Source organism: Pseudomonas sp. Teo4 (assembly GCF_034387475.1).
In the GTDB taxonomy this organism is placed as follows: Bacteria; Pseudomonadota; Gammaproteobacteria; order Pseudomonadales; family Pseudomonadaceae; genus Aquipseudomonas.
Window position 1 is genome coordinate 1,089,946 of the sequence record NZ_JAXCIL010000002.1, and the last position, 23,193, is coordinate 1,113,138.

Annotated in this window: 15 protein-coding genes and 2 pseudogenes; 13 read left to right on the forward strand and 4 right to left on the reverse strand. The window is 57.5% G+C overall.

Going from position 1 to position 23,193, the window contains the following annotated elements:
• Positions 1-14: 14 nt before the first annotated feature.
• Positions 15-1,976 carry a copper resistance system multicopper oxidase gene (locus PspTeo4_RS21210; RefSeq protein ID WP_289805279.1) on the reverse strand — a complete coding sequence of 654 codons (1,962 nt, stop codon included), beginning with the start codon at positions 1,974-1,976 and terminating at the stop codon, positions 15-17.
• Between the two features lie 181 nt (positions 1,977-2,157).
• Positions 2,158-2,364 (reverse strand): co-regulatory protein PtrA N-terminal domain-containing protein, encoded by a 207-nt coding sequence (locus tag PspTeo4_RS21215; protein ID WP_289805278.1) that lies wholly within the window; start codon positions 2,362-2,364, stop codon positions 2,158-2,160.
• Between the two features lie 165 nt (positions 2,365-2,529).
• Here PspTeo4_RS21215 and PspTeo4_RS21220 point away from each other — a divergent pair, with 165 nt between their 5' ends.
• From PspTeo4_RS21220 to PspTeo4_RS21250, 7 genes are all read left to right on the forward strand, one after another.
• Positions 2,530-3,207, forward strand: a complete 678-nt coding sequence (locus PspTeo4_RS21220; RefSeq protein ID WP_289805277.1) for a heavy metal response regulator transcription factor — start codon at positions 2,530-2,532, stop codon at positions 3,205-3,207.
• Positions 3,207-4,613: a heavy metal sensor histidine kinase gene (locus tag PspTeo4_RS21225; RefSeq protein ID WP_289805427.1), complete on the forward strand. Its 1,407-nt coding sequence runs from the start codon at positions 3,207-3,209 to the stop codon at positions 4,611-4,613. The genes PspTeo4_RS21220 and PspTeo4_RS21225 overlap by 1 nt, the downstream gene beginning before the upstream one ends.
• A 471-nt stretch (positions 4,614-5,084) precedes the next feature.
• Complete coding sequence (locus PspTeo4_RS21230; RefSeq protein ID WP_289805275.1) at positions 5,085-6,335, forward strand: TolC family protein; 1,251 nt, start codon at positions 5,085-5,087, stop codon at positions 6,333-6,335.
• On the forward strand, positions 6,332-7,795 hold the full coding sequence (locus tag PspTeo4_RS21235; RefSeq protein WP_289805274.1) for an efflux RND transporter periplasmic adaptor subunit: 1,464 nt from the start codon (positions 6,332-6,334) through the stop codon (positions 7,793-7,795). Before PspTeo4_RS21230 ends, PspTeo4_RS21235 begins: the two co-directional genes overlap by 4 nt.
• On the forward strand, positions 7,792-10,950 hold the full coding sequence (locus PspTeo4_RS21240; protein WP_289805273.1) for an efflux RND transporter permease subunit: 3,159 nt from the start codon (positions 7,792-7,794) through the stop codon (positions 10,948-10,950). Before PspTeo4_RS21235 ends, PspTeo4_RS21240 begins: the two co-directional genes overlap by 4 nt.
• Positions 10,947-11,300: a copper-binding protein gene (locus PspTeo4_RS21245; protein ID WP_047595905.1), complete on the forward strand. Its 354-nt coding sequence runs from the start codon at positions 10,947-10,949 to the stop codon at positions 11,298-11,300. The genes PspTeo4_RS21240 and PspTeo4_RS21245 overlap by 4 nt, the downstream gene beginning before the upstream one ends.
• 160 nt (positions 11,301-11,460) lie before the next feature.
• Entirely contained in the window at positions 11,461-11,787 is a 327-nt protein-coding gene (locus PspTeo4_RS21250; RefSeq protein ID WP_085982928.1) for a four-helix bundle copper-binding protein, read from the forward strand.
• A 1,318-nt stretch (positions 11,788-13,105) separates the two neighbouring features.
• Here PspTeo4_RS21250 and PspTeo4_RS21255 read toward each other — a convergent pair.
• On the reverse strand, positions 13,106-13,780 hold the full coding sequence (locus tag PspTeo4_RS21255) for a heavy metal response regulator transcription factor (RefSeq protein WP_013974882.1): 675 nt from the start codon (positions 13,778-13,780) through the stop codon (positions 13,106-13,108).
• A 491-nt stretch (positions 13,781-14,271) separates the two neighbouring features.
• Entirely contained in the window at positions 14,272-15,615 is a 1,344-nt protein-coding gene (locus PspTeo4_RS21260) for an OprD family porin (protein ID WP_013974881.1), read from the reverse strand.
• 402 nt (positions 15,616-16,017) lie between these two features.
• On the opposite strand from PspTeo4_RS21260, the gene PspTeo4_RS21265 reads away from it, so the two are divergent.
• The 6 genes and pseudogenes from PspTeo4_RS21265 to PspTeo4_RS21290 all read left to right on the forward strand — a co-directional run.
• Positions 16,018-17,289 carry a TolC family protein gene (locus PspTeo4_RS21265; protein ID WP_289805272.1) on the forward strand — a complete coding sequence of 424 codons (1,272 nt, stop codon included), beginning with the start codon at positions 16,018-16,020 and terminating at the stop codon, positions 17,287-17,289.
• Between the two features lie 69 nt (positions 17,290-17,358).
• Positions 17,359-18,639, forward strand: a complete 1,281-nt coding sequence (locus PspTeo4_RS21270) for an efflux RND transporter periplasmic adaptor subunit (protein WP_013974879.1) — start codon at positions 17,359-17,361, stop codon at positions 18,637-18,639.
• Between the two features lie 24 nt (positions 18,640-18,663).
• A complete protein-coding gene (locus PspTeo4_RS21275) occupies positions 18,664-21,825 on the forward strand; it encodes a CusA/CzcA family heavy metal efflux RND transporter (RefSeq protein WP_225789569.1) in 3,162 nt (1,053 codons plus the stop codon).
• A gap of 159 nt (positions 21,826-21,984) precedes the next feature.
• A complete protein-coding gene (locus PspTeo4_RS21280; RefSeq protein ID WP_013974877.1) occupies positions 21,985-22,308 on the forward strand; it encodes a DUF2790 domain-containing protein in 324 nt (107 codons plus the stop codon).
• Between the two features lie 207 nt (positions 22,309-22,515).
• Positions 22,516-22,704: pseudogene (locus PspTeo4_RS21285) on the forward strand (hypothetical protein); the annotation flags it as partial.
• Positions 22,692-23,164: pseudogene (locus tag PspTeo4_RS21290) on the forward strand (phospholipid carrier-dependent glycosyltransferase); the annotation flags it as partial. The pseudogenes PspTeo4_RS21285 and PspTeo4_RS21290, both read left to right, overlap by 13 nt.
• Positions 23,165-23,193: the final 29 nt, after the last annotated feature.

Here is a 23,193-nt window from a genome sequence, read left to right on the forward strand (position 1 = left end):
CTCAAATCTCCAGTTCATTCGTCCACACGGACTTCTCGGAACATGCCCATTTCCATGTGGAACAGTAGGTGACAGTGATAGGCCCAACGTCCCAAGGCATCTGCGGTGACGCGATAGCTTCGTTTTGAGCCAGGTGGCATGTCGATGGTGTGCTTGCGAACCATGAAGTTGCCGTTCTCGTCCTCCAGATCACTCCACATACCGTGGAGATGGATGGGGTGAGTCATCATGGTGTCGTTGACCAAGGTGATGCGAAGACGCTCGCCATATTTCAACCGCAGCGGTTCAGCGTCGGAGAATTTGATACCGTCGAACGACCACGCGAACTTCTCCATGTGGCCGGTAAGGTGCAGTTCGATTGTGCGTCCAGGCTCTCGACCATCGGGATCGATGAAGGTGCTCCGCAAATCGGCGTAGGTCAGCACTCGGCGTCCGTTGTTGCGCAGGCCAATTCCCGGATCGTTCAGCTTCGGGGTCGGCGACATGGTCTGCATATCGACCAACGGGTTATTGGTCTCGGAAGCCGGATGGCTCTGCATTGCACCGCTCATGCCGGCCATGTTGCCGTGGTCCATCCCAGCCATCTTGCTGTGATCCATGCCGGCCATGCTGCCGTGGTCCATTCCAGCCATCTTGCTGTGGTCCATGCCGGCCATGCTGCCATGGTCCATTCCAGCCATCTTGCTGTGGTCCATGCCGGCCATGTTGCCCTGGTCCATGCCACCCATGCCGCCGTGATCCATTCCGCCCATGCTGCCATGGTCCATCCCAGCCATCTTGCTGTGGTCCATGCCGGCCATGTTGCCTTGGTCCATGCCAGCCATGCTGCCGTGATCCATTCCGCCCATGCTGCCGTGGTCCATGCCCATATCGCTCATGGCGATGATCGGGCGCGGATCTACCTCCGGTACGGGCGCTTGCAAGCCTTCACGAACCGCCAGGGTGCCTCGGGAGTACCCGGTACGGTCCATGGATTGCGCGAAGATCGTATAGGCCTGCTCGTTTTCAGGTTCGACGATGACATCGTAGGTTTCGGCAACGGCGATCCGGAACTCATCGACCGATACGGGTTTGACGTACTGGCCGTCAGCAGCCACAACCGTCATCTTGAGCCCAGGAATCCGGACATCGAAATAGGTCATGGCCGAGCCGTTGATAAAGCGCAGGCGGATCTTCTCGCCGGGCTTGAAGAGTCCCGTCCAGTTGCCGTTCGGAGCCTGGCCGTTCATGAGGTAGGTGTAGGTATACCCGCTCACGTCAGCGAGGTCGGTGGGGCTCATCTTCATTTCAGCCCACATCTTCCGATCCGCTACAGCGGCCGACCAGCCTTTCTCGCTCACATCGTCAACGAAGTCGCTAACTGTGCGCTTGTGGAAGTTGTAGTAGTCAGATTGCTTCTTGAGTTTGGAGAGCACCCGCGCCGGGTCTTCATCTGTCCAATCGCTGAGCATGACGACGTAATCACGGTCGTACACAAACGGCTCTGGATCCTTGGCATCGATCACCAACGCCCCATAGACCCCGGACTGTTCCTGGAAGCCTGAGTGGCTGTGATACCAGTAGGTGCCGTTCTGGTGGACCTTGAACTTGTATTCGTACATGCCATCGGGAGCGATGCCGTGGAAGCTCAAGCCCGGCACACCGTCCATGTTGGCGGGCAGGATGATGCCGTGCCAGTGAATGGAGGTGTCTTGTTTCAGCCGGTTGCGTACGCGCAGTGTGACGGTGTCGCCTTCGCGCCATCGCAGGATCGGCCCTGGCACGGAGCCGTTGATGGCCATGGCCGTACGAGCTGCACCCGTGATGTTGACGGGCAGTTCGCCGATATACAGATCGAAGTCCGTGCCGCTGAGCACGTTCGGTTGGCCAGGGCTGGTCACGGCCCAGACCGGCGCGCGCCACATGCCGAGCCCACCCAGAAGTCCGGTAGCGGCCAGGCCTTTGACGAAAGATCGTCTCGTGGTTTTGCTTTGCATGCCGTTGCGTCCAGTCAGGTAGATCGCTGATATCCAGGCTGCTCGATGGCGCAGCCCTTGGGTTCATTGGAGCTCTCACCAGTCTCGTAGACTTTCGCCACTGCACGAGGCTGATGAGAGGCCGTAGTCTGAAACTGCCATAGTTCAGATTCCGGAGTGATTACATTTCTGTAAGCTCGGATCAGCAGCTTTCGTGGCCGGCATGCTTGCTCGACTGGGCGGCGACTGGCGCCTGCTCTTTCTTCTCCTGCGCAACTTGGAATGCCTGCACGGAGCTTTGGCGAGCCGCTTCCATCCGCGCATAGGTCCGGTCCGCGCCGCCCTCTGCCAGGGCGATGCCTGCCATGCCAAAGGTAACGACCATCACAATTGCTTTGACCATGTTCATCTGGAGATCCTCAGTGGGTTCTGCGCCTCATGGCGTCAGGTACAGGGTCAAGTTAGCTTCGCGGTGCTGTCAGAAAACTGATCTCGACATTACTTTTCCGTCAGCTTCTGGTTGGGCGTCTTTTTTCCTGCAAACTGGAGAAGCACCCCGCGTGGATGAGAGCAGATGAAATTACTCGTAGCCGAAGATGAGCCAAAAACCGGTGTCTACCTCCAGCAAGGCCTGACAGAAGCTGGCTTCACCGTTGACCGGGTGATGACAGGCACGGACGCCCTGCAACAGGCACAGAGCGAAGCGTATGACTTGCTGATCCTCGACGTGATGATGCCGGGGCTCGACGGCTGGGATGTCCTGCGCAAGATCCGTGCGGTGGGGCAGGATGTGCCAGTCCTTTTCTTGACGGCCCGCGACGGCGTAGACGACCGCGTGAAAGGTTTGGAACTGGGCGCTGATGATTACCTGGTGAAGCCCTTTGCGTTCTCGGAGCTGCTGGCTCGGGTTCGCACGTTGCTGCGCAGAGGCAACGGTGGTTCTGCTCAAACCACCATGAAGATGGCAGACCTTGAGGTAGACCTGCTGAAGCGTCGAGCTACGCGAAACGGCAAGCGGATTGACCTTACTGCCAAGGAGTTTTCCCTGTTGGAGCTGCTCATGCGCCGACGCGGCGAGGTGCTCCCCAAGTCGCTGATCGCTTCTCAGGTCTGGGATATGAATTTCGACAGTGACACCAACGTGATCGAGGTCGCGATTCGCCGACTGCGGGCCAAGATTGATGACGACTTCGCGCCAAAGCTCATCCATACCGCCCGAGGCATGGGCTACATGATGGATGTGCCGGAGTGATGCGCCCGCAATCATCGCTCGTCAAGCGACTGACCCTGATGTTCATGTTCGCGGTGACTGCTGTCCTGGTGGTCGCTGGCATGGCTTTCTACGGGCTCAGCCAGCACCATTTCCGGATGCTAGATGAGCAGGCGCTTTCTGAAAAACTGGAGTCAACGCGTCATATTCTGTCCATCTCAGCAGCGCGAGGCGGGCTCGACGATCAGGAGCAGCAGCTGCGGGCATTGCTCGGCGCACATCAGGATCTGTCGGCGAAAATCACCAAGGCTGACGGAACGGTCCTTTTTTCAGACCCCAAAGCCTCCCAAATTCCTCAGCGGTTCGAGCAGGCGCATCGGGGGGCGGTCTGGGAATGGCAGGATGAATCGCAGAACTTTCGCGGCATTACCGCCCAGCTGACCATTGCAGGCGAGCCGGAACCGGTGACGGCCGTGCTGATGCTCGATGTCACCACTCACGCCCATTTCTTTGTCACCCTGCAATGGTGGTTCGGCATCGGCTTGGTGATCAGCGCGATTGTAAGCGCAGGCTTGGGTTGGGTCGTGGCCAAGAGTGGGCTTCGGCCTGTTGGGCAAATCACCAAAGTGGCCACCGGGATGTCGGCAAGATCGCTCCGCGAGCGCATTCCCCTGGAGCCCGTACCGCTTGAGCTTCAGGAGCTCATCTTGTCTTTCAACGGGATGCTGGGACGATTGGAAGATGCATTCGTTCGGTTGTCCAACTTCTCTGCCGATATCGCTCATGAGTTGAGAACGCCAGTCAGCAACCTTCTGACCCATACCGAAGTGGTGCTCACCAAGAAGCGTGACCTGGATGCCTATGAGGAAAACCTCTATTCGAACCTGGAAGACCTCAAGCGCATGTCGCGCATGATCGACGACATGCTGTTCCTCGCCAAGGCGGATAATGGTCTGATCGTGCCCGAGCAGATCGATGTGGAGCTCTCCGACCTCGTATCCAAGCTGTTCGAGTACTACCAGTTCCTGGCTGAGGATCAAGGCATCCAGCTGACCCTGCACGGGCAGGGTAAGGTTCGTGGCGATCGCCTGATGATTGACCGAGCGCTTTCCAACCTTCTATCCAACGCGTTGCGCTACACCCCGGAAGGCAACGAGATATCAGTGCGAATCGAGCAGACGCCTGAAAGCGTGACGCTTTCCGTGCGTAACAGCGGGGTAACCATCGATCCCCAGCACATTGGCAAGATCTTCGACCGATTCTATCGAGCCGATCCAGCCAGGCGCGAAGGCGGCCCAAGCAATGCAGGCCTGGGTCTGTCGATAACCCGCTCTATCATCGAGGCTCATAGCGGACGAATCTGGTGTACTTCAGCGGAGGGTGTCACAACCTTCTTCATCAGTCTCCCAGCCTCCAAGCGGTTGGTTAGTGCAGCCCCAACCCCTTAATGCTGAACTCATCCCGGTAACCTATACTCGCCCATCATGAATCGGTTCATTCGACTACTCACCATCCTGATGCTTATCGTGGCGCTTCCGCTTAACGGGATGGCGGGCATCGATTCGGCGACTGAACCTTGCCCAATGCAGGCCATGGGCATGGAAATGATGGCGGGCATGGACCATGACTGCTGCCAGGACCAAGACCTGGGTAAGACTGGCGATCATGCCAAATCCTGCAAGGTCGGCCAGGAGTGCAGGACTGCCAGTACCGTACAGCTCAGCTTCCTGACGCCTGGGCTGAGCTTCGCCAAGCCACGACCTGCCGATACCTACGCGATAGGCATAGTAACAGGCTCTCCCCCCGATCCATGGCGGCCTCCCCGCGTCTGATTCCCTCTTAATTTCACACCGTCGTTCCGCCTAGCAGCAGGGCGATGGCACGCGCCTGGGCGCTGATCTTTCGAGGAATCATTTTTCATGACTCCCCAACGTTTTCAGGGACGGATAACCATGGCCGTCCTGTTCATACTGCTGCCGGCTGTCTCGGCACAGGCTGCAACGCTGTCGCTGGATGATGCGCTGCAACTGGCTGAACGCAACGCTCCCTCTCTACAGGCCCGCCAGGAGCAGGCATCAGCTGCGCGCAGCGCAGTCATTCCAGCGGGCGAACTACCTGATCCGCGCCTGAATCTCGGGGTACAAAACCTGCCGATTGAAGGCACCGATCGCTGGAGCATGAACAGAGACTTCATGACCATGCAGGTGGTTGGCCTGTCCCAAGAAGTACCGAACCGGGACAAGCGCAAAGCTCGCATAGAGACAGCGCATGCCACGGTCGAGCGAGCCGATGCCGAGGCGATCTTCGAACGCTTGAAGGTTAGGGCGGCAACCGCACAGGCTTGGATTACTGCATACACCGTGCAGCGCAAGCTTGAGCAGTTCGACGCCTTCTACAAAGAAAACCTGCTGCTGGCTTCCACGGTGCGGGCACGTCTTGCCGGAGGCGCAGGCTCCAGCGCCGATACGCTGGTTCCCAAACAAGAAGCCGCGCAGTTGGACGAGCAGAAAGACGTTCTGTTGAGTCAGTCAGCGCAGGCGCGAGCCGCGCTGAAGCGCTGGATTGGGCAGGACGCCGAAGTGGGCGCGCCGACCTTCCCTGTCTGGCCTGTAGACGCAGCTGAATACTTGCACTCCGTCCATGCCCATCCGGAGCTCAATACCTACAACGCCATGACACGCGAGGCCCAAGCCCAGGTACACCAGGCTCAGGCGGAAAAGAAATCGGATTGGTCCTGGGGGGTGGATTATCAGCGCCGTGGCCCGGATTTCAGCAACATGGTCAGCCTGCAAGTCAGTTTCCAGTTGCCGTTGTTCACCACCTCACGGCAAGACCCGATGATTGCGGCACGACGCGCACAAGTTCGCCAATTGGAAGATGAGCAGGACGCTGCCCTGCGCGAGCATCAAGCCCAGCTTGAAACAGACCTTGCCGAGTATCACCGCTTGCAACGGGCAGTGAGGCGCAGTCGCGAAACACTTTTGCCCCTGGCCGAGGACCGGGTACGCCTCGCTCTGGCGGACTACCGCGCCGGTAAGTCGCCGTTGAGTGAAGTGCTGTCGGCACGCCGGCAGCGTGTGGAAGCGCTGCTACAGGATGTGGACCTGCAAGGACAGTTGGCGGCAACAGCAGCGCGTCTGCATTTCGTTTATGGAGAGGTGCGGGCATGAGGAATAGGTCGATTGGTTTGCCCGTGGCTGCTGCCCTTGCTATTGGGATAGGCGCGGGCTTCTGGCTAGGTGGAAGAGGTGCGTATTCCCCATCCCAGCCAGTAGGTGAGGAAAAAAAAGCGCTGTACTGGTATGACCCGATGTATCCCCAGCAGCACTTCCCGGCGCCCGGAAAATCGCCGTTCATGGACATGCCGCTCGTGCCCAAGTATTCGGATGACACGGCTGGCGAGGAGCAGCCTGCGGTTCAGGTCTCGACTGGGCTCCAGCAAAACCTTGGGATTCGATTGGCAACGGTGACGGCTGGGCGGCTAGAACGGACCCTGAGTGTGAGCGGCGTTCTGACGTTCGACGAACGCGACTTCAGCGTGTTGCAGGCCAGAACTGGCGGTTACGTCGAACGCGTCTATGGCCGAGCGACGGGCGACATCGTTGCCAAAGGCGCTCCGCTAGCCGATGTGCTGACCCCGGAGTGGGCGGGTTTGCAGGAGGAATACCTGGCGCTGCGGCATTCCGGCGACGCGCAGCTGGCGGCGGCGGCACGACAGCGGCTCGTGCTCGCCGGCATGCCGGCCGACCTGATCAACCGGGTCGCGAGCACCCGGAAGGTGCAGCTCTCGGTCACCCTCTCCGCACCCACTGCCGGTGTAATCCAAGCTCTCGATTTGCGACCCGGCATGACGTTGACGCCGGGGGCTACCTTGGCGAGGATCAATGGAGTGGCCAACGTCTGGCTGGAAGCGGCTGTGCCGGAAGCCCAGGCTCAAGGTCTTCGCGAAGGCCAGCCTGTGCGGGCGCAATTGCCAGCGTTCCCAGGCGATCCCATACCGGGCAAGTTGACCGCGTTGCTCGCCGATGCCGATTTGCAGAGCCGCACGTTGCGCCTGCGTATCGAGTTGCCCAACCGAGATGGGCGGCTTCGTCCTGGGATGACTGCTCAAGTGGCTCTCCATCCCGGCGAGCCTGCCGGGCAAAGCCTCTTGGTGCCTGCCGAGGCGGTCATCCGCACCGGCAAGCGAGACCTGGTGATGCTGGCTGAAGACGGTGGTCGCTTCCGGCCGGTGGAAGTCGTGTTGGGCCAGGAGAGCAAAGGCCAAGTTGCGGTGTTGCAGGGTCTTCAGGCAGGACAGCGCATCGTCGCGTCCGGGCAATTCCTGTTGGACTCCGACGCTAATTTGAAAGGCATCGAGGCGGCGACGGTGCAGGATAGTCAGCCTAGTGCGGGGCCAGCCCTGCATGAAGCGGATGGCCGTGTCGTGCAGATAGACGGCACCCAGCTCACCGTTGCCCACGGTCCTTTCATCACCCTGGGCATGCCAGGGATGACCATGACCTTCCCTGTGGCTGAGCAGTCTCTCCTTGATGGCCTCAAGATCGGTGCGCAGATTCGCTTTGGCATACGCGAACGCGACGAGGGCATGGTAGTTGAGCAGATCAAAGTGTTAGAGGGCCAACCATGATTGCCAAACTGATCCGCTGGTCGGTAGGCAACCGTGTGCTGGTGCTCCTCGCCACGCTGTTTCTGGTGGCATGGGGCTTCGTCTCGGTGCGTAGCCTACCAATCGACGCCTTGCCCGACCTGTCGGACGTGCAGGTGATCATCCGCACGTCCTACCCAGGCCAGGCTCCCCAGATCGTTGAGAATCAGGTGACCTATCCGCTGACCACTACCATGCTCTCGGTTCCGGGGGCCAAAACGGTTCGCGGCTTCTCCGCCTTCGGTGACAGCTTCGTCTACGTGCTGTTCGAGGACGGCACTGATCTGTATTGGGCGCGCTCTCGGGTTCTTGAGTACCTGAGCCAGGCGCAATCGCGATTACCTGCCGCAGCCAAGCCGGTACTGGGCCCGGACGCCACCGGGGTGGGCTGGATTTATCAATATGCGCTGGTCGATCGCAACGGCGGTCATGACCTGTCGCAACTACGCAGCCTGCAGGACTGGTTCCTGCGCTATGAGCTCAAGACCCTGCCGGACGTCGCTGAGGTGGCCACCATTGGCGGTATGGTCAAGCAGTACCAAGTCGTCCTCGATCCGCTGCGTATGGCCAGCCTCGGTATCACCCAGGCCGAGGTGGTGGAGGCTATAGGCAAGGCCAACCAGGAGACCGGTGGCGGTGTATTGGAGCAAGGCGAAGCCGAATTCATGGTACGTGCGGCCGGCTACCTGCGATCGCTGGATGATTTCAGAGCGATACCCTTGCGACTGGCTACAAAGGGCGTGCCGGTGACATTAGGCGACGTCGCTACGGTGCAGATAGCTCCGGAAGCCCGCAGAGGCATAGGCGAACTGGACGGCCTCGGCGAAGCCGTAGGAGGTGTGGTGATCCTGCGCAGCGGAAAGAATGCTCGTGAGGCCATCGCGCACGTCAAGGCCAAGCTCGAAACCCTGAAGAAAGCCCTGCCAGCTGGGGTGGAACTTGTCACCGTCTACGACCGCAGCCAGTTGATCGACCGTGCAGTGGAGAACCTCAGTCACAAGCTGATCGAGGAATTCGTGGTAGTGGCGTTGGTATGCGCAGCGTTTCTCTGGCACCTGCGCTCGTCGTTGGTGGCTATCGTGTCGCTGCCCGTGGGAATCCTGATTGCGCTGATCGTCATGCGTCATCAGGGCATCAACGCCAACATCATGTCCCTTGGCGGAATCGCTATTGCCATCGGTGCAATGGTGGACGCTGCCGTGGTCATGATCGAGAACGCCCACAAGCGTGTTGAGGCTTGGCATGCCCGACATCCTGGTCAGCCGTTGCGAGGCGAAGCGCATTGGAGGGTAATGACGGAGGCGGCCGTCGAGGTAGGGCCGGCACTGTTCTTCAGCCTCATGATCATCACGCTTTCGTTCATCCCGGTGTTCACGCTGCAAGCCCAGGAAGGGCGCCTCTTTGCCCCCCTGGCCTTTACCAAGACCTACGCAATGGCCGCGGCGGCTGCGTTATCGGTGACCCTTATACCGGTGCTGATGGGGTACTGGATCAGAGGGCCACTGCCTGCGGAACAGCGCAACCCGCTCAACCGGGGCCTCATCCGGCTGTACCGTCCGGCATTGGAGGTCGTCCTGCGCCGGCCTCTGGTTACCCTCGCTGGAGCATTGCTCATCCTGCTCAGCAGTCTGTGGCCCTTGAACCATCTCGGGGGCGAGTTCCTTCCTCCGCTCGATGAAGGTGATCTGCTCTACATGCCTTCAGCCTTGCCTGGACTCTCGGCGCAGAAAGCTTCAGAGCTGTTGCAGCGAACGGATCGTCTGATTCGAACCGTTCCCGAAGTGGCCAGTGTCTTTGGTAAAGCCGGCCGCGCCGAGTCAGCTACCGACCCGGCACCGCTGGAGATGTTCGAGACCACCGTTCGGCTCAAGCCCAAGAGTGAGTGGCGTTCAGGAATGACCACGGATAAGCTTATCGAGGAGCTTGATCGCACTGTGCGTGTGCCTGGGCTGACCAACATCTGGATCCCGCCCATCCGCAACCGCATCGATATGCTGGCCACCGGCATCAAGAGCCCAATCGGCGTCAAGGTGGCCGGCAGCGACCTAGACCAGATAGACCGGGCCACTCTCGCTGTGGAGCGGGCCGCGAAAAAGGTGCCTGGAGTGACTTCGGCGCTGGCAGAGCGTTTGACTGGTGGTCGCTACATTGATCTGGATATCGATCGCCATGCCGCTGCCCGTTACGGTCTGAACATCACCGACGTACAGGCCCTCGTGGCTGGCGCCATTGGTGGCGAAACCATTGGGGAAACGGTTGAAGGCTTGGCCCGCTATCCCATCAGCGTGCGCTATCCACGCGAATGGCGTGATTCCGTGGAGGCGTTGCGTCAGCTGCCGATCTACACCTCGCAGGGCGGTCAGCTGACGCTCGGCAGCGTGGCCCGCATACGTATCGCTGATGGCCCGCCCATGCTCAAGAGCGAGAATGCTCGTCCCTCGGGCTGGGTGTACGTCGATGTGCGCGGCCGGGACCTATCGTCTGTTGTGGCAGACCTACGTCAGGCGATCAACAGCGAGGTAAAACTCGATCCAGGCATGAGCTTGAGCTACTCCGGCCAGTTCGAATACCTGGAGCGGGCGAACGCCCGTCTGGCCTGGGTGGTGCCGGCGACGCTGGCCATCATCTTCGTGCTGCTCTACCTGACCTTCGGCCGCCTCGGTGAAGCACTGCTCATCATGGGCACCTTACCTTTCGCCCTAACCGGGGGCGTCTGGCTGCTCTACCTGCTGGGCTACAACCTCTCAGTGGCCACAGGCGTTGGCTTCATTGCCCTGGCCGGCGTAGCGGCGGAGTTCGGAGTGATCATGCTCATCTATCTGAATAACGCTTGGGCGGAGCGTCAGGCCAACGGCGAAACCACACGAGCAACGCTGCTCGACGCGATCCGTGAGGGCGCGGTGCAACGCATCAGGCCCAAGGCAATGACTGTGGCGGTCATCGTTGCAGGCCTGCTGCCCATCCTCTGGAGCAGCGGTACCGGCAGCGAGGTCATGAGCCGCATCGCGGTGCCCATGGTGGGCGGCATGCTCACCGCCCCCTTGCTTTCACTTTTTGTAATCCCTGCGGCGTACTGGCTGATCCGTCGCCGCGAACTTGCTGTAACTACCCCCAACCTCTCAGGAGAAATCCAATGAAAAAGCTAATTGTCATCGCAGGCCTGGTCACAGCTTTCGCCGCCAGTGTGCATGCCCAGGACATGGATGGTATGGACATGAAGAAAATGCCAGCCTCCGCCGAGGGTGGCCAAGGCAGCCAGGCGGCGCCCACTGCGCATGCGGAAGGGACAATTAAGGCGCTGGATCCTCAAAGCGGGAAAATCACCTTGGCGCACGGCCCGGTAGCAGAGCTCAAATGGCCGGCGATGACCATGGGCTTCCAAGCTGAGCCTGCACAGCTGAAGGGCTTGAACGTAGGAGACAAGGTGAAATTTGGGTTCCGTATGGAGGGAAGTGTCGCGAAAATCGTGAGCATCCAGAAGCAGTGATTGAAAAGCCTTGAATGATCGGGCACGCCTTCATACCGAGATGATTCGGACAAGCTTACAGAAATGTAATCAATCTTCAGGCCCCCGTCAGGTCGAACGCTACATACCGTCATGAGACGGTGCACTGGCATCTCATCGACCCGATACCGGAGATATGATCATGAACAGTAGCTTTGATGAATGCATCTCGGAATGCATGCGCTGCGCGCTGGCCTGTGAAGTCTGCGCGTCAGCCTGCCTGCGAGAGCAGGACGTAAAAATGATGGCTGACTGCATCAAGCTGGACAGGGATTGCGCAGATATGTGCAAGCTGGCGGCTACCTTGATGACACGAGAAAGCATGCTCGCCAAGGAATTTTGTGCGTTGTGCGCAAGGATTTGCCGCGCCTGCGGGGAGGCGTGCGGTAAGCATAAGGCAGACCACTGTCAGCATTGCGCACAGACCTGTTTGGCCTGCGCTGCATCCTGCGAAGCAATGGCTGCGTAAGCGTTTTCGCCCAGTCAGCTTTCCATGCGCCTGACAAAGGATATGGATACGTCGTTAACCGTCTGGCTAGGGAGACGGGTAGACCGCTGATGTTGAGCATGCGCTCTGGCGGAGCCTAGCTTGGGCAGCCATTCACCAAGGCGCTGCCTTACGGATCTGATGACAAAAAAGCCCGCCTCGGCGGCGGGCTATCAGATGTCTCCCAGGGGAGGCTGTAGGCCAACAAGTCTCGGAGCAAGCATTTGTAGGATACGCCTCTTGGCTCACGCCCACCAGCCAGCTTCGGCCGGAGCGAATGGTTCTACGTCGAGGGCATTGGAAACGGCTTATGTAGGCCCCGTCAATTGGCAGGGCAATCCGCAAAGACAAAGCAGGCCGATTATCCCCTGGCGGTATACCCCCAGGCAGAGTCAAAGGCAAAGCTAGGGGGGAAATCTAGCGGGTACCCCGATTTGAGGGCAGAATCACCAGCTTCACCTACGTTGCACTGGGTTGAGGGGCAGTTTGAAACTGCTATCTAGCGCGACAGCGACCATCGCCGCCATGAGCAAGAGCACAGGTGCGCCTTGAGTACTCAGCACAAAGGCCGTAGCAAACGGCCCCGTGGCCTGCGCCAAGACCATTGGGCGAGCTAATGCTCCCATGCGTGCGCGATACCCTTGCCAAACAGCACCAGAGGCAAGATGACTCTGGCAATAGTGAGAATCCCGATGCCGGCGCCCTACAGCGCTGCTGCAGGGAATGCCAGCCAAGGCACGCCAGGAATGAATAAGCAGATGCCGATGAAGCTCACCAACACGCCGGCACGGCCGACCAGGTTGGGTGAAGATGCCGAGCAAGCGAGAACTCCAATACTCTTGCCACCACCTGGGCCGGCCCAAGGACCATCCCCACCGCCAACACCGTGACCGTTGGAAGGCCAAGTTCCTTGAGCGAGGTGAGAAGATGCACAGAGAGGGTGGCCATGACGAAGGCAATGACCGTGAGCAGCCCTGCAACGAACCAGAAAAGCCGGCGGGCGCCATCATCGTTGAGCGGCGACTGAGCCTGCTTGGTGCTGTAGTCGGGAGGTTAACCTCATCGCCGGCGCACAGTATCAGAGGTAAGCCATGGCGCTGTTAAAAACAATGTCCGCTGAGCGTGCGTCAGCTCTGGCATACGCTTGGCCTTCCGTTACCTGTTGATAATCTATGCTATACCTTATGTCCAGCACACCTCATACGTTTAGTGAGGAAACGCGCGCTAAGGGTCAAAAACAGTATGGCTCGACTTACATGCATGATCCCTGGCTCTGTTTTCATGACTAAGTAGCGGGCGATCAACGCTTCTCAAGCACATAGCCCACACCGCGAAGCGTATGGATCAGCTTCGTCTCGAAAGGGTCATCGATCTTGGCTCTAAGTCTTCGAATCGACACTTCTACAACGTTTGTATCGCAGTCGAAGTTCATATCCCAGACCTGTGAGATGATCTGTGTGCGGCTGAGCACCACGCCGGTATTGCGCATTAGGTAGTGCAGAAGTGCAAACTCTTTCGTCGTCAGATCAATACGCTGGCCGTCCCTGAAGGCCCTGTGACGGCTCTGGTCTAGCTCCAGGTCAGCGACACGAATGATCTCCACAGATGCAGGGTGTTCAGACCTGCGCATTAAGGCGCGAACCCGGGCTAGCAGTTCTGGGAACTCAAATGGTTTGATCAGGTAGTCATCTGCACCGTTCTCCAAACCCCGGACCTTATCTGCCAAACGACTTCTCGCCGTGAGCATCATGATGCGGGAGGGGCAATTTTTACGCCTCAAAAGCTCAAGTACCTGCCACCCATCCATTTCTGGCAGATTGATATCAAGAATAATCAACTCGTATTCGTGTTGCTTGGCTAGGAATAGCCCATCTGACCCGGTATGCACGCAATCGACGACATAACCGCATTCTGTAAGGCCTTGACGCACATATTCCGCAGTTTTTACTTCGTCCTCAATTACCAGAATTCGCATGGGATTTTGTCTCGATATCACTGAGCAATTAACCGCGCACGCGCGCCGGCATTATTGAAAGGAATGGTAAATCAAAATGAGCTGGGCGGGGGCCTAAATGACGGATTTGTAATTTCCAGGTAATATGATTGATAGTCTGGAGGTATATCTTTTCGCGGTTTGGGTTTGACAGGTGCGGGCCCTCTCTCCAATAGGTAATTTGACCTTATGAAGTATGTGGTTGTTTTCTTCTTTGTGTTGACTTTGTTCCGTTCAGATGACGGCGAAGTTACTCATGTCGAGGAAACTGGTCATTGGTGCAGCCATGAGTTTCACCGGCATGCAATGCGTACACTCGAACGGTTGATTGAATTTTAGGTAAAAAAAAGGCGCCCAAAGGGCGCCAAATATCCACCTTTTACCAAAGGAGCACTTAAGCCACTCAAGGTGAATTCGTAATGCACATTTTTCTGAAGAGACCAGTTTACGAATAAACTGATCCCCTTAGAGAATCACAGGATCGAAAGCGGGTACTCAATGATCACACGAGTTTCATCCAGATCCGATTCGAATGCAGTGGCACGCGTGGTGGCCTGGCGCAACCGGAAGGACAGGTCTTTTGCTGGACCAGTTTGCACGACATATTTAACCTCTACGTCACGCTCCCAACGTTTCTGATTGGTGAGCGGATCACCGTTGGCGTCGGTGCGCATGTAGAACTGGTTGGCGTTCGAGTAGTCTGCGCCCGAGCCTCTGGCGTAGCGGGTCATGAACGTCAGACCAGGAATGCCGTAGCTGGTGAAGTTCAGGTCGTAGCGCAGCATCCAGGAACGCTCTTTCGGCGAGTTGAAGTCGCTGTACTGGATAGAGTTGTCGACGAAAATCGAGTCTGACTGACGCAGGTAGTCGAAATCATCGTCGCCGTTGTTGCGTTGGTGCGACAGGGCCAGGGTGTGAGCGCCGTAACGGACCCCGACCTTGGCACTCCAGATATCGTTGTCAAACTCGCCTAGGCGCTGCTTCCCTTCATCCACGGCTTTGTAATAGTTGAAGCCGCCAATCAGCGCAAGGTCGTCATTCAGTGGATAGGCGAAGCTGGTGCCAGCGTAGTACTGGTTCCAGACTTCTTTCAACTGACTGGCGTATACGCTCACGGTCCAGTTATCGTTGATCGCGTAATCACCGCCACCGTAGCCTACCCAAGGCGAGTTAACCGGGCCACCGTAGAAAGTTGCGAAGTTATCATTCAGATTGCTGGAGACCGGCTGGCTCATCGCATGCAGTCGGCCACCCTGCAGGGTGAGGCCCTGGATGCTGGTGTTCTCAACGGTCACACCGCGGAAGCTTTCAGGCAACAGGCGCGAGTCGCCTGATGCAACAACTGGCGTCGACGGGAAAACATCACCCACTTTCACGACCGTATCAAACAAGCGAACTTTAGCCGCCCCGCCAACCTTGGTGTATTCGTCGCGAGCTTCGCCTTTGTTATCAACAGGCATGACGTCGAATGAACTACGACCGCCGTTGCGCCCGTCACCAGTATCGAGCTTAAGCCCTATCATGGCAAAGGCATCAACACCAACGCCGACCGTCCCTTGGGTAAAACCAGAGTTGAATTTGGTGATGATCCCGTGCGCCCAGGCCTCGGAGTAGCCATTGGTGTTGCCCTTGCCGCTGTTGTAAGTGGGAGCTGAGCTGTCGCGGTTATCACGATTGAAATAGAAGTTGCGGTTGAGCACTGTAAGGCTGCTACCTTCGATGAAACCTTCGGGCTTATCTTCAGCTTGAGCAGTAACTGCATAGCTTCCAGACAGCGCCGAAACTGCCGCCAAATACAGTGGTACTTTGATTTTCATCCGATGCTCCTTTGATTTACGGCAGTTTTTATTATGTTTTCCGGCGCGGGTGTCGTTATAAGTTCTGAGCCGGCGGCGCGCCTCGCGTAGCGCCGAGCTCATATTTGCAGGCGGAAGATAACGGGATGGTGATAGGAAAATTACAATTTCGTCATCTGGTCGTTATTTTGGTCATTGACGCCGCATGCTAGCCATCTCTCGCGTTCGCAATGAAATTCGGTGGTTCGACTGTGTCATCAGCGTTTTCGGGCATTACAAGCTTTTCTTACGAAATTGTAATTTTCTAGCCACCCCTCTGATAGCTACCGCTCTTTAGAGTGCCATCACCTAATCCAGTGGGGCTTGGCAGCTATTTCGGCGTTCTGGCCAAGCTAACGAAGTTTGTGCACGAGGACCAAGAAAGTGCTCCGGTATAACCGCAATGTCTTATCCAAGACCTACGTCTCACCGTGGAAAATTGCCGCTCTCTGTGCGGTGATTTCCGGGTTGCTGGCACCCACCGCATTTGCCCAAAGCATCAGCTTGCCCCAAGCGCTGTCGACGGCAATGGATGCCAACCCAGACCTCGCGGCGGCACGTCAGGAAATCGGCATCGCGGACGGTGCGCGCAAGCAAGCCGGGCTGATTCCAAACCCCGAAATCTCGTATGAGATGGAGGACACACGGCGTAACACCAGCACAACGACCGTTACGCTAAGTCAGACCTTGGAGCTCGGTGGTAAGCGGGGAGCCCGCGTAGATGTCGCCACATACGGCCAGAGTGTTGCACAACTGGAACTGGACCGACGCGTGAATGGTCTGCGTGCAGACGTCGTGCAGGCGTTTTACGCTGCATTACGAGCCCAAACCGGACTCGACCTCGCTAAACAATCCCTTGAACTTACTGAGCGCGGCCTTCGCATTGTCGATGGTCGAGTTCGCGCAGGTAAATCTTCACCTGTGGAGGCTACCCGCGCCCAGGTTCAACTGGCTGAAGCCCGGTTGCAGGTCCGTCGCGCCGAAACGGAAAAAGCGAATGCTTACCAGCAACTCGCCCAAGTCACGGGGAGTCCTGTGACCATATTCGATCGCCTTGAATCACCAACCTTGTCTCCTGGCTTGCCGCCGCGCACTGAAGAGTTGCTGGCAAAGCTCGATCAGACTCCGGAAATGCGGCAGGCAGTGGTGGAGATTGATAAGAGCGATGCCTCGCTTGGCGCAGAAAAAGCTCAGCGTATTCCAAACCTCACGGTAAGCGTGGGTAGCCAGTACGACCGCTCGGTGCGCGAGCGAGTCAATGTCGTTGGTCTGTCCATGCCTTTGCCGCTGTTTGATCGTAACCAAGGCAACATTCTTTCCGCTTCTCGACGTGCCGATCAGGCCCGCGACCTGCGTAACGCTGTCGAGTTGAGACTGCGCGCCCAAACCCAAACCGCGCTGAACCAGTGGTCCACCGCCATGCAAGAAGTTGAGTCCTACGACAAGACCATTCTGCCCTCAGCCCAGCAGGCCGTGGATACCGCAACCCGCGGATTCGAGATGGGGAAATTCGGCTTTATCGAAGTACTGGACGCCCAGCGCACCTTGATCCTTGCTCGTGGCCAGTATCTCGACTCGCTGGCAGCGGCGACCAATGCGCGTGCGCAAGTAGAAAGGGTTTATGGCGAAGTAGGCTCGACCGCCGGCGCACGCTGAACGGGGCATACATTTTTCTCGGCACTCGGCGTTTAAACCTGCCGGTGCCTACGATCAGCAGGAGTAGCAATGGAAAACAAACGCAAGATCGCCCTCGCGGTAGCCGCTGTGGCAATCCTTGGATTTGGCAGCCTCGCCTGGAACAGCAGTTCCGATCAACAAGCGGCGACTAACGCAGAACATGGTGCTGACGATGGTCATGGCCATGACAAGAAGGCCGGATCAGCTAACAAAGAGAACAGTGAAGCGGAGCATAGTGAAGATGGGCACGGTGAAGAAGGTCATGGCGAGGAGGGCCACAGTGAAGAGGGCGGTGAGGAAGAAGGTAAGCTAACCCTTAGTGCTGAACAGATCAAAGCAGCTGGCGTGACTCTGGAATCGGCAGCGCCTCGTGATTTGGGAACCGTCGTGAGCTTCCCGGGTGAGATTCGTTTTGACGAGGACCGCACTGCGCACGTTGTTCCTCGCGTTCCAGGCGTTGTCGAAACAGTCCAGGCGAATTTGGGTGAGTCCGTCAAGAAGGGTCAAGTCCTTGCGGTGATTGCCAGCCAGCAGATCTCTGACCTGCGCAGCGAGCAACAAGCCGCTCAGCGTCGTGTCGAACTTGCGCGCGTGACTTTTAGCCGAGAGAAGCAGCTCTGGCAGGACAAGATTTCTGCGGAGCAGGACTACCTCCAGGCTCGCCAGGCGCTGCAGGAAGCCGAAATCTCTCTGGCCAACGCCAAGCAAAAAGTCAGCGCGATCGGTGCCTCGGTCAATTCGGTAGGCGGTAACCGTTACGAACTCAGGGCTCCCTTTGACGCCGTAGTGGTGGAGAAACACTTGACCGTCGGGGAAGTCGTCAGCGAGGCGACTAACGCCTTTATTCTGTCCGACCTTAACCAAGTTTGGGCCACTTTCGCTGTACCGCCTACCGATTTGGCCAAGGTCACTACCGGCCGCGCCGTGAAGGTTTCCTCACCTGACATGAACGTGGAGGTCGAGGGCAAGGTGGGTTATGTCGGCAGCCTGTTGGGCGAGCAAAACCGAGCAGCGACCGTCCGCGTTACGTTGACCAATCCCAACGGGGCCTGGCGTCCTGGTCTTTTCGTGAACATCGCAGTCACGTCCCAGACTGATCGCGTGGCGGTGGCTGTCCCGGAACACGCCGTGCAGACCGTTGAGGACAAACCATCGGTCTTCGTACGCACCGCCGAGGGCTTCGACACCCGCCCAGTAAAGCTGGGCCGCCGTGACAGTGGGTACGTGGAAATCACGGACGGCATCGAAGCGGGCGCTCAAGTGGCTACCAATGGCAGCTTCACACTCAAGTCTGAGCTCGGCAAAGCCTCTGCCGAGCACAGTCACTGATGCGAACTGACAGGATGATTTCTTATGTTTGAACGTATCATCAGATTTGCCATTGAACAGCGGATCGTTGTAATGATCGCTGTCCTGATCATGGCCGGTATCGGCATCTACAGCTACCAAAAGCTGCCGATCGATGCCGTTCCTGACATTACCAACGTCCAGGTGCAGATCAACACTGCAGCGCCTGGCTATTCCCCATTGGAAACCGAGCAACGGATCACGTTTCCAGTTGAAACGGCCATGGCTGGTCTTCCAGGTCTTCAGCAGACCCGTTCGCTGTCTCGCTCGGGCCTGTCTCAGGTGACCGTGATTTTCAAGGACGGCACCGACATCTTCTTTGCCCGCCAGCTGATCAATGAGCGGCTACAGGTTGCAAAGGAACAGCTGCCAGAGGGCGTAGATGCCGTCATGGGCCCGGTCTCAACCGGCCTCGGCGAAATTTTCCTGTGGACCGTTGAAGCCGAAGAGGGCGCGGTCAAAGAAGACGGTACGCCCTACACGCCCACCGACCTGCGGGTAATCCAGGACTGGATCATCAAGCCTCAGCTGCGCAACGTACCTGGCGTGGCAGAGATCAATACCATCGGTGGCTTTGCCAAGCAGTTCCTGGTTGCGCCGGATCCGAAGCGCCTGGCTACCTACAAGTTGACCCTGAATGATCTGGTAGCCGCGTTGGAAAGCAACAACGCCAACGTAGGCGCCGGTTACATCGAGCGTAATGGTGAGCAGTTGCTCATTCGTGCACCGGGCCAAGTCGGCAACATCGAAGACATCGCCAACATCGTAATCACCAGTGTGGATGGTGCACCGATTCGCATCAGCAACGTCGCCGACGTCAGCATCGGTAAGGAGCTTCGTACTGGTGCTGCCACTGAGAATGGCCGCGAGGTCGTGCTCGGTACAGTATTCATGCTGATCGGTGAGAACAGCCGCACTGTGTCCCAAGCTGTCGCAGCGAAGCTTGCGGACATCAACCGTACTCTGCCAAAGGGCGTGGTTGCGGTCACCGTTTACGATCGTACCAACTTGGTTGAAAAAGCCATTGCGACGGTGAAGAAGAACTTGGTTGAAGGTGCGATCCTGGTTATCGCCATTCTGTTCCTGTTCCTCGGCAACATCCGTGCAGCGTTGATCACCGCGATGGTGATCCCGCTGTCCATGCTGTTCACCTTCACAGGGATGTTCAATAACAAGGTCAGTGCCAACCTAATGAGTTTGGGCGCACTCGACTTCGGCATCATCGTCGACGGGGCCGTGGTCATCGTGGAGAACGCGATCCGTCGATTAGCACATGCGCAGCACAAACATGGCCGTATGCTCACCAAAACCGAACGCTTCCATGAGGTCTTTGCTGCTGCCCGCGAAGCGCGTCGGCCACTGATCTTCGGGCAACTGATCATTATGGTGGTGTACCTGCCCATCTTCGCCCTCACCGGCGTGGAGGGCAAAATGTTCCACCCCATGGCATTCACCGTTGTGATGGCGCTATTGGGTGCAATGATCCTCTCCGTTACCTTCGTGCCGGCAGCGATCGCCATGTTCGTCACTGGCAAGGTCAAGGAGGAAGAGGGCGTTGTTATGCGCACTGCGCGGCTGCGTTATGAGCCTGTGCTGCAGTGGGTGCTTGGGCATCGGAATATCGCTTTCTCCGCCGCACTAGCACTGGTCGTTCTCAGCGGTGTACTTGCCAGTCGCATGGGGAGCGAGTTCATCCCAAGTCTCAGTGAGGGGGACTTCGCTCTTCAAGCCTTGCGCGTACCTGGTACTAGCCTCAGCCAGTCGGTGGACATGCAGGAGCGTTTGGAAAAAGCAGTCATCGAGCAGGTACCGGAAGTTGAGCGTATGTTTGGCCGAACCGGTACGGCTGAAATCGCCTCTGACCCAATGCCACCGAATATCTCCGATGCTTACGTCATGCTCAAACCAAAGGACCAATGGGCCGATCCCGACAAGTCGCGGGAGGAGCTCATTGCCGAGGTTCAAAAGGCGGCAGCCAGTGTCCCGGGCAGTAACTATGAACTCTCCCAGCCTATCCAGCTTCGTTTCAACGAACTGATCTCCGGGGTGCGCAGCGATGTTGCGGTGAAGGTTTATGGTGACGACATGGATGTGCTCAACAGCACGGCCAATAAGATCGCCGCAGCGCTCAAAGCGGTACCAGGCTCCTCGGAGGTCAAGGTTGAGCAGACCACAGGTCTGCCAGTGCTGACCATTAACATCGACCGGGAAAAAGCAGCACGCTACGGCCTGAACATTGCGGACGTGCAGAATTCGATCGCGATTGCTGTGGGTGGTCGTACAGCGGGAACGTTGTACGAGGGTGATCGCCGATTCGACATGGTGGTGCGCCTGCCTGAGGCTGTACGCACCGACGTCGCGGGTATGTCTAGTTTGCTGATTCCTGTGCCTGCCAATGCGGCTCAGGGCGCTAATCAGATCGGTTTCATTCCACTTTCGCAGGTCGCTAAGCTGGACTTGCAGTTGGGCCCGAACCAGATCAGCCGCGAGAACGGTAAGCGCTTGGTTATTGTAAGCGCCAACGTCCGGGGCCGTGACCTTGGGTCGTTCGTTGATGAGGCGGCATCTACCTTGTCAACGAAGGTGGAAATTCCAGCAGGCTACTGGACCAGTTGGGGCGGCCAGTTCGAGCAGCTGCAGTCGGCAGCCAAGCGCCTGCAGATTGTGGTTCCGGTAGCCTTACTGCTGGTAATGACCTTGCTGTTCTTGATGTTCAACAACCTGAAGGACGGCATGCTGGTCTTCACCGGTATTCCATTCGCTCTCACTGGCGGGGTCGTGGCCCTTTGGCTGCGTGATATCCCGCTCTCGATCTCGGCAGGGGTAGGCTTCATCGCACTCTCCGGCGTCGCGGTACTGAACGGCCTGGTGATGATTGCCTTCATTCGCGGATTGCGAGAAGAGGGACGAACGCTCAGGCAGGCAGTCGATGAAGGCGCACTCACCCGACTGCGACCAGTGTTGATGACAGCCTTGGTGGCGTCCCTGGGCTTCATCCCAATGGCCTTGGCCACCGGTACCGGTGCGGAGGTTCAACGGCCACTGGCTACAGTGGTAATTGGTGGGATCCTTTCCTCCACCGCGCTGACTTTGCTGGTCCTGCCGGCCCTGTATCATTGGGCACATCGCAAGGATGAAGACGGCGACGAGGCAGAAGCCGTAAGCTGATCCCCCCAGATACAAAAACCCACAACACGCGTTGTGGGTTTTTTGTTTTATATGAAATAGATGCACTTACCTTTCAAAATTGTAAGTTTCTCGTCATGCCGGTGATGCCTCTGCGTTGCTAAAGTTACGCCCGAGATGATTTGAATTTGAGAGGTTCCTATGAAAAAGCTAATTGTTGCTGCTGCACTTGTTATGTTCTCGATGGCTTCGCAGGCTTATACTTACTCTGAAAGCAAGCAGCTGCAATACATCAAGGAGCATCAGACTGCTGTAGCGAACTATGCCGAGAGAAATGGCAAGCCGATGCCGGAGATCCAGGACTACAATTACGGCATGAAGATCGATGTTGCGAAATTCGTGCGTCAGTCCCAAGACCCGCGTACCTGCCAAGTTTACCCGCGATTGATGACCTTCGAGGACTCTCAGGGTACGCTTAAGACGGTTCGCTACTCCATGTACTCGCAATGCATCAACAACAAGTAGTAATTGCTGTGAGTAGAATACTTAGAGAATTCATAAATGCCAGGCAGTGCCTGGCATTTTTTATTGAGCTCGATGAACGTCATTTAGGCTAGATGCCTTAATGACTGCCCCTGGGTTAGCTGTGAAATAAATCTCAACTACACAACAGTAATGTCTTTCAACTGCATAGAGCAGTTTATAGTCTTGCCCCCCCAGAAGGGACGAGTTATGAAAAGTTCGCTTGAACGCCCAGGTGACCAAGCAGAGCATGAAGGGCTGAGCCATGAGCACGACGGCATCTTTGGCATGAACACCGAGCTGGTTTTCGCGCTGATCTGTGGTGCCCTGCTCGGAGCCGGAGCGCTCGCAGGAAAACTAGGGCTGATCGACTGGCTGCCGCTGGTTCTGTACCTGTCTCGGCGTTGCTCCTGTCCGGTCGGATCAATGAGGTTGGCCGAAGGATCACTAGGGCGCTGCCGCGAGCGTTGATACTGCCAATCATCGGCGTCGACATCATCTATGCCGGGGTGTTGATGCAGAGGCCTCAGAACCAGCGAGATGTCGTTCAGGCCTGGTTGAATGTGCTCAATCGGCCCCTCTGATCTACCCTGGTCGCCGCTCGAATTCCTCGGAGTTCTACAGCAGCGGGAAGTCCGAAAACATCCAGTACCCAGCAAAGTGGCCTCGTGACAGCTCATTCTACCTGTCCCGGCGCTTACTCGACAGCAATGCTGAGCTGCCTGCCAACCTGGGCTGTGTCGAGATCACCGAAGCGAACGCCAGTCAGCTGTTGCTGTGCCGTTGGAAAGACGCCAAGCAAGGTACCGAAGGTCTGGTCGGAGACAGTAATGCGGAAACGCCTCGTACAAACGAAGGTAAAATTCCAGACACAAAAAAACCAGGTTT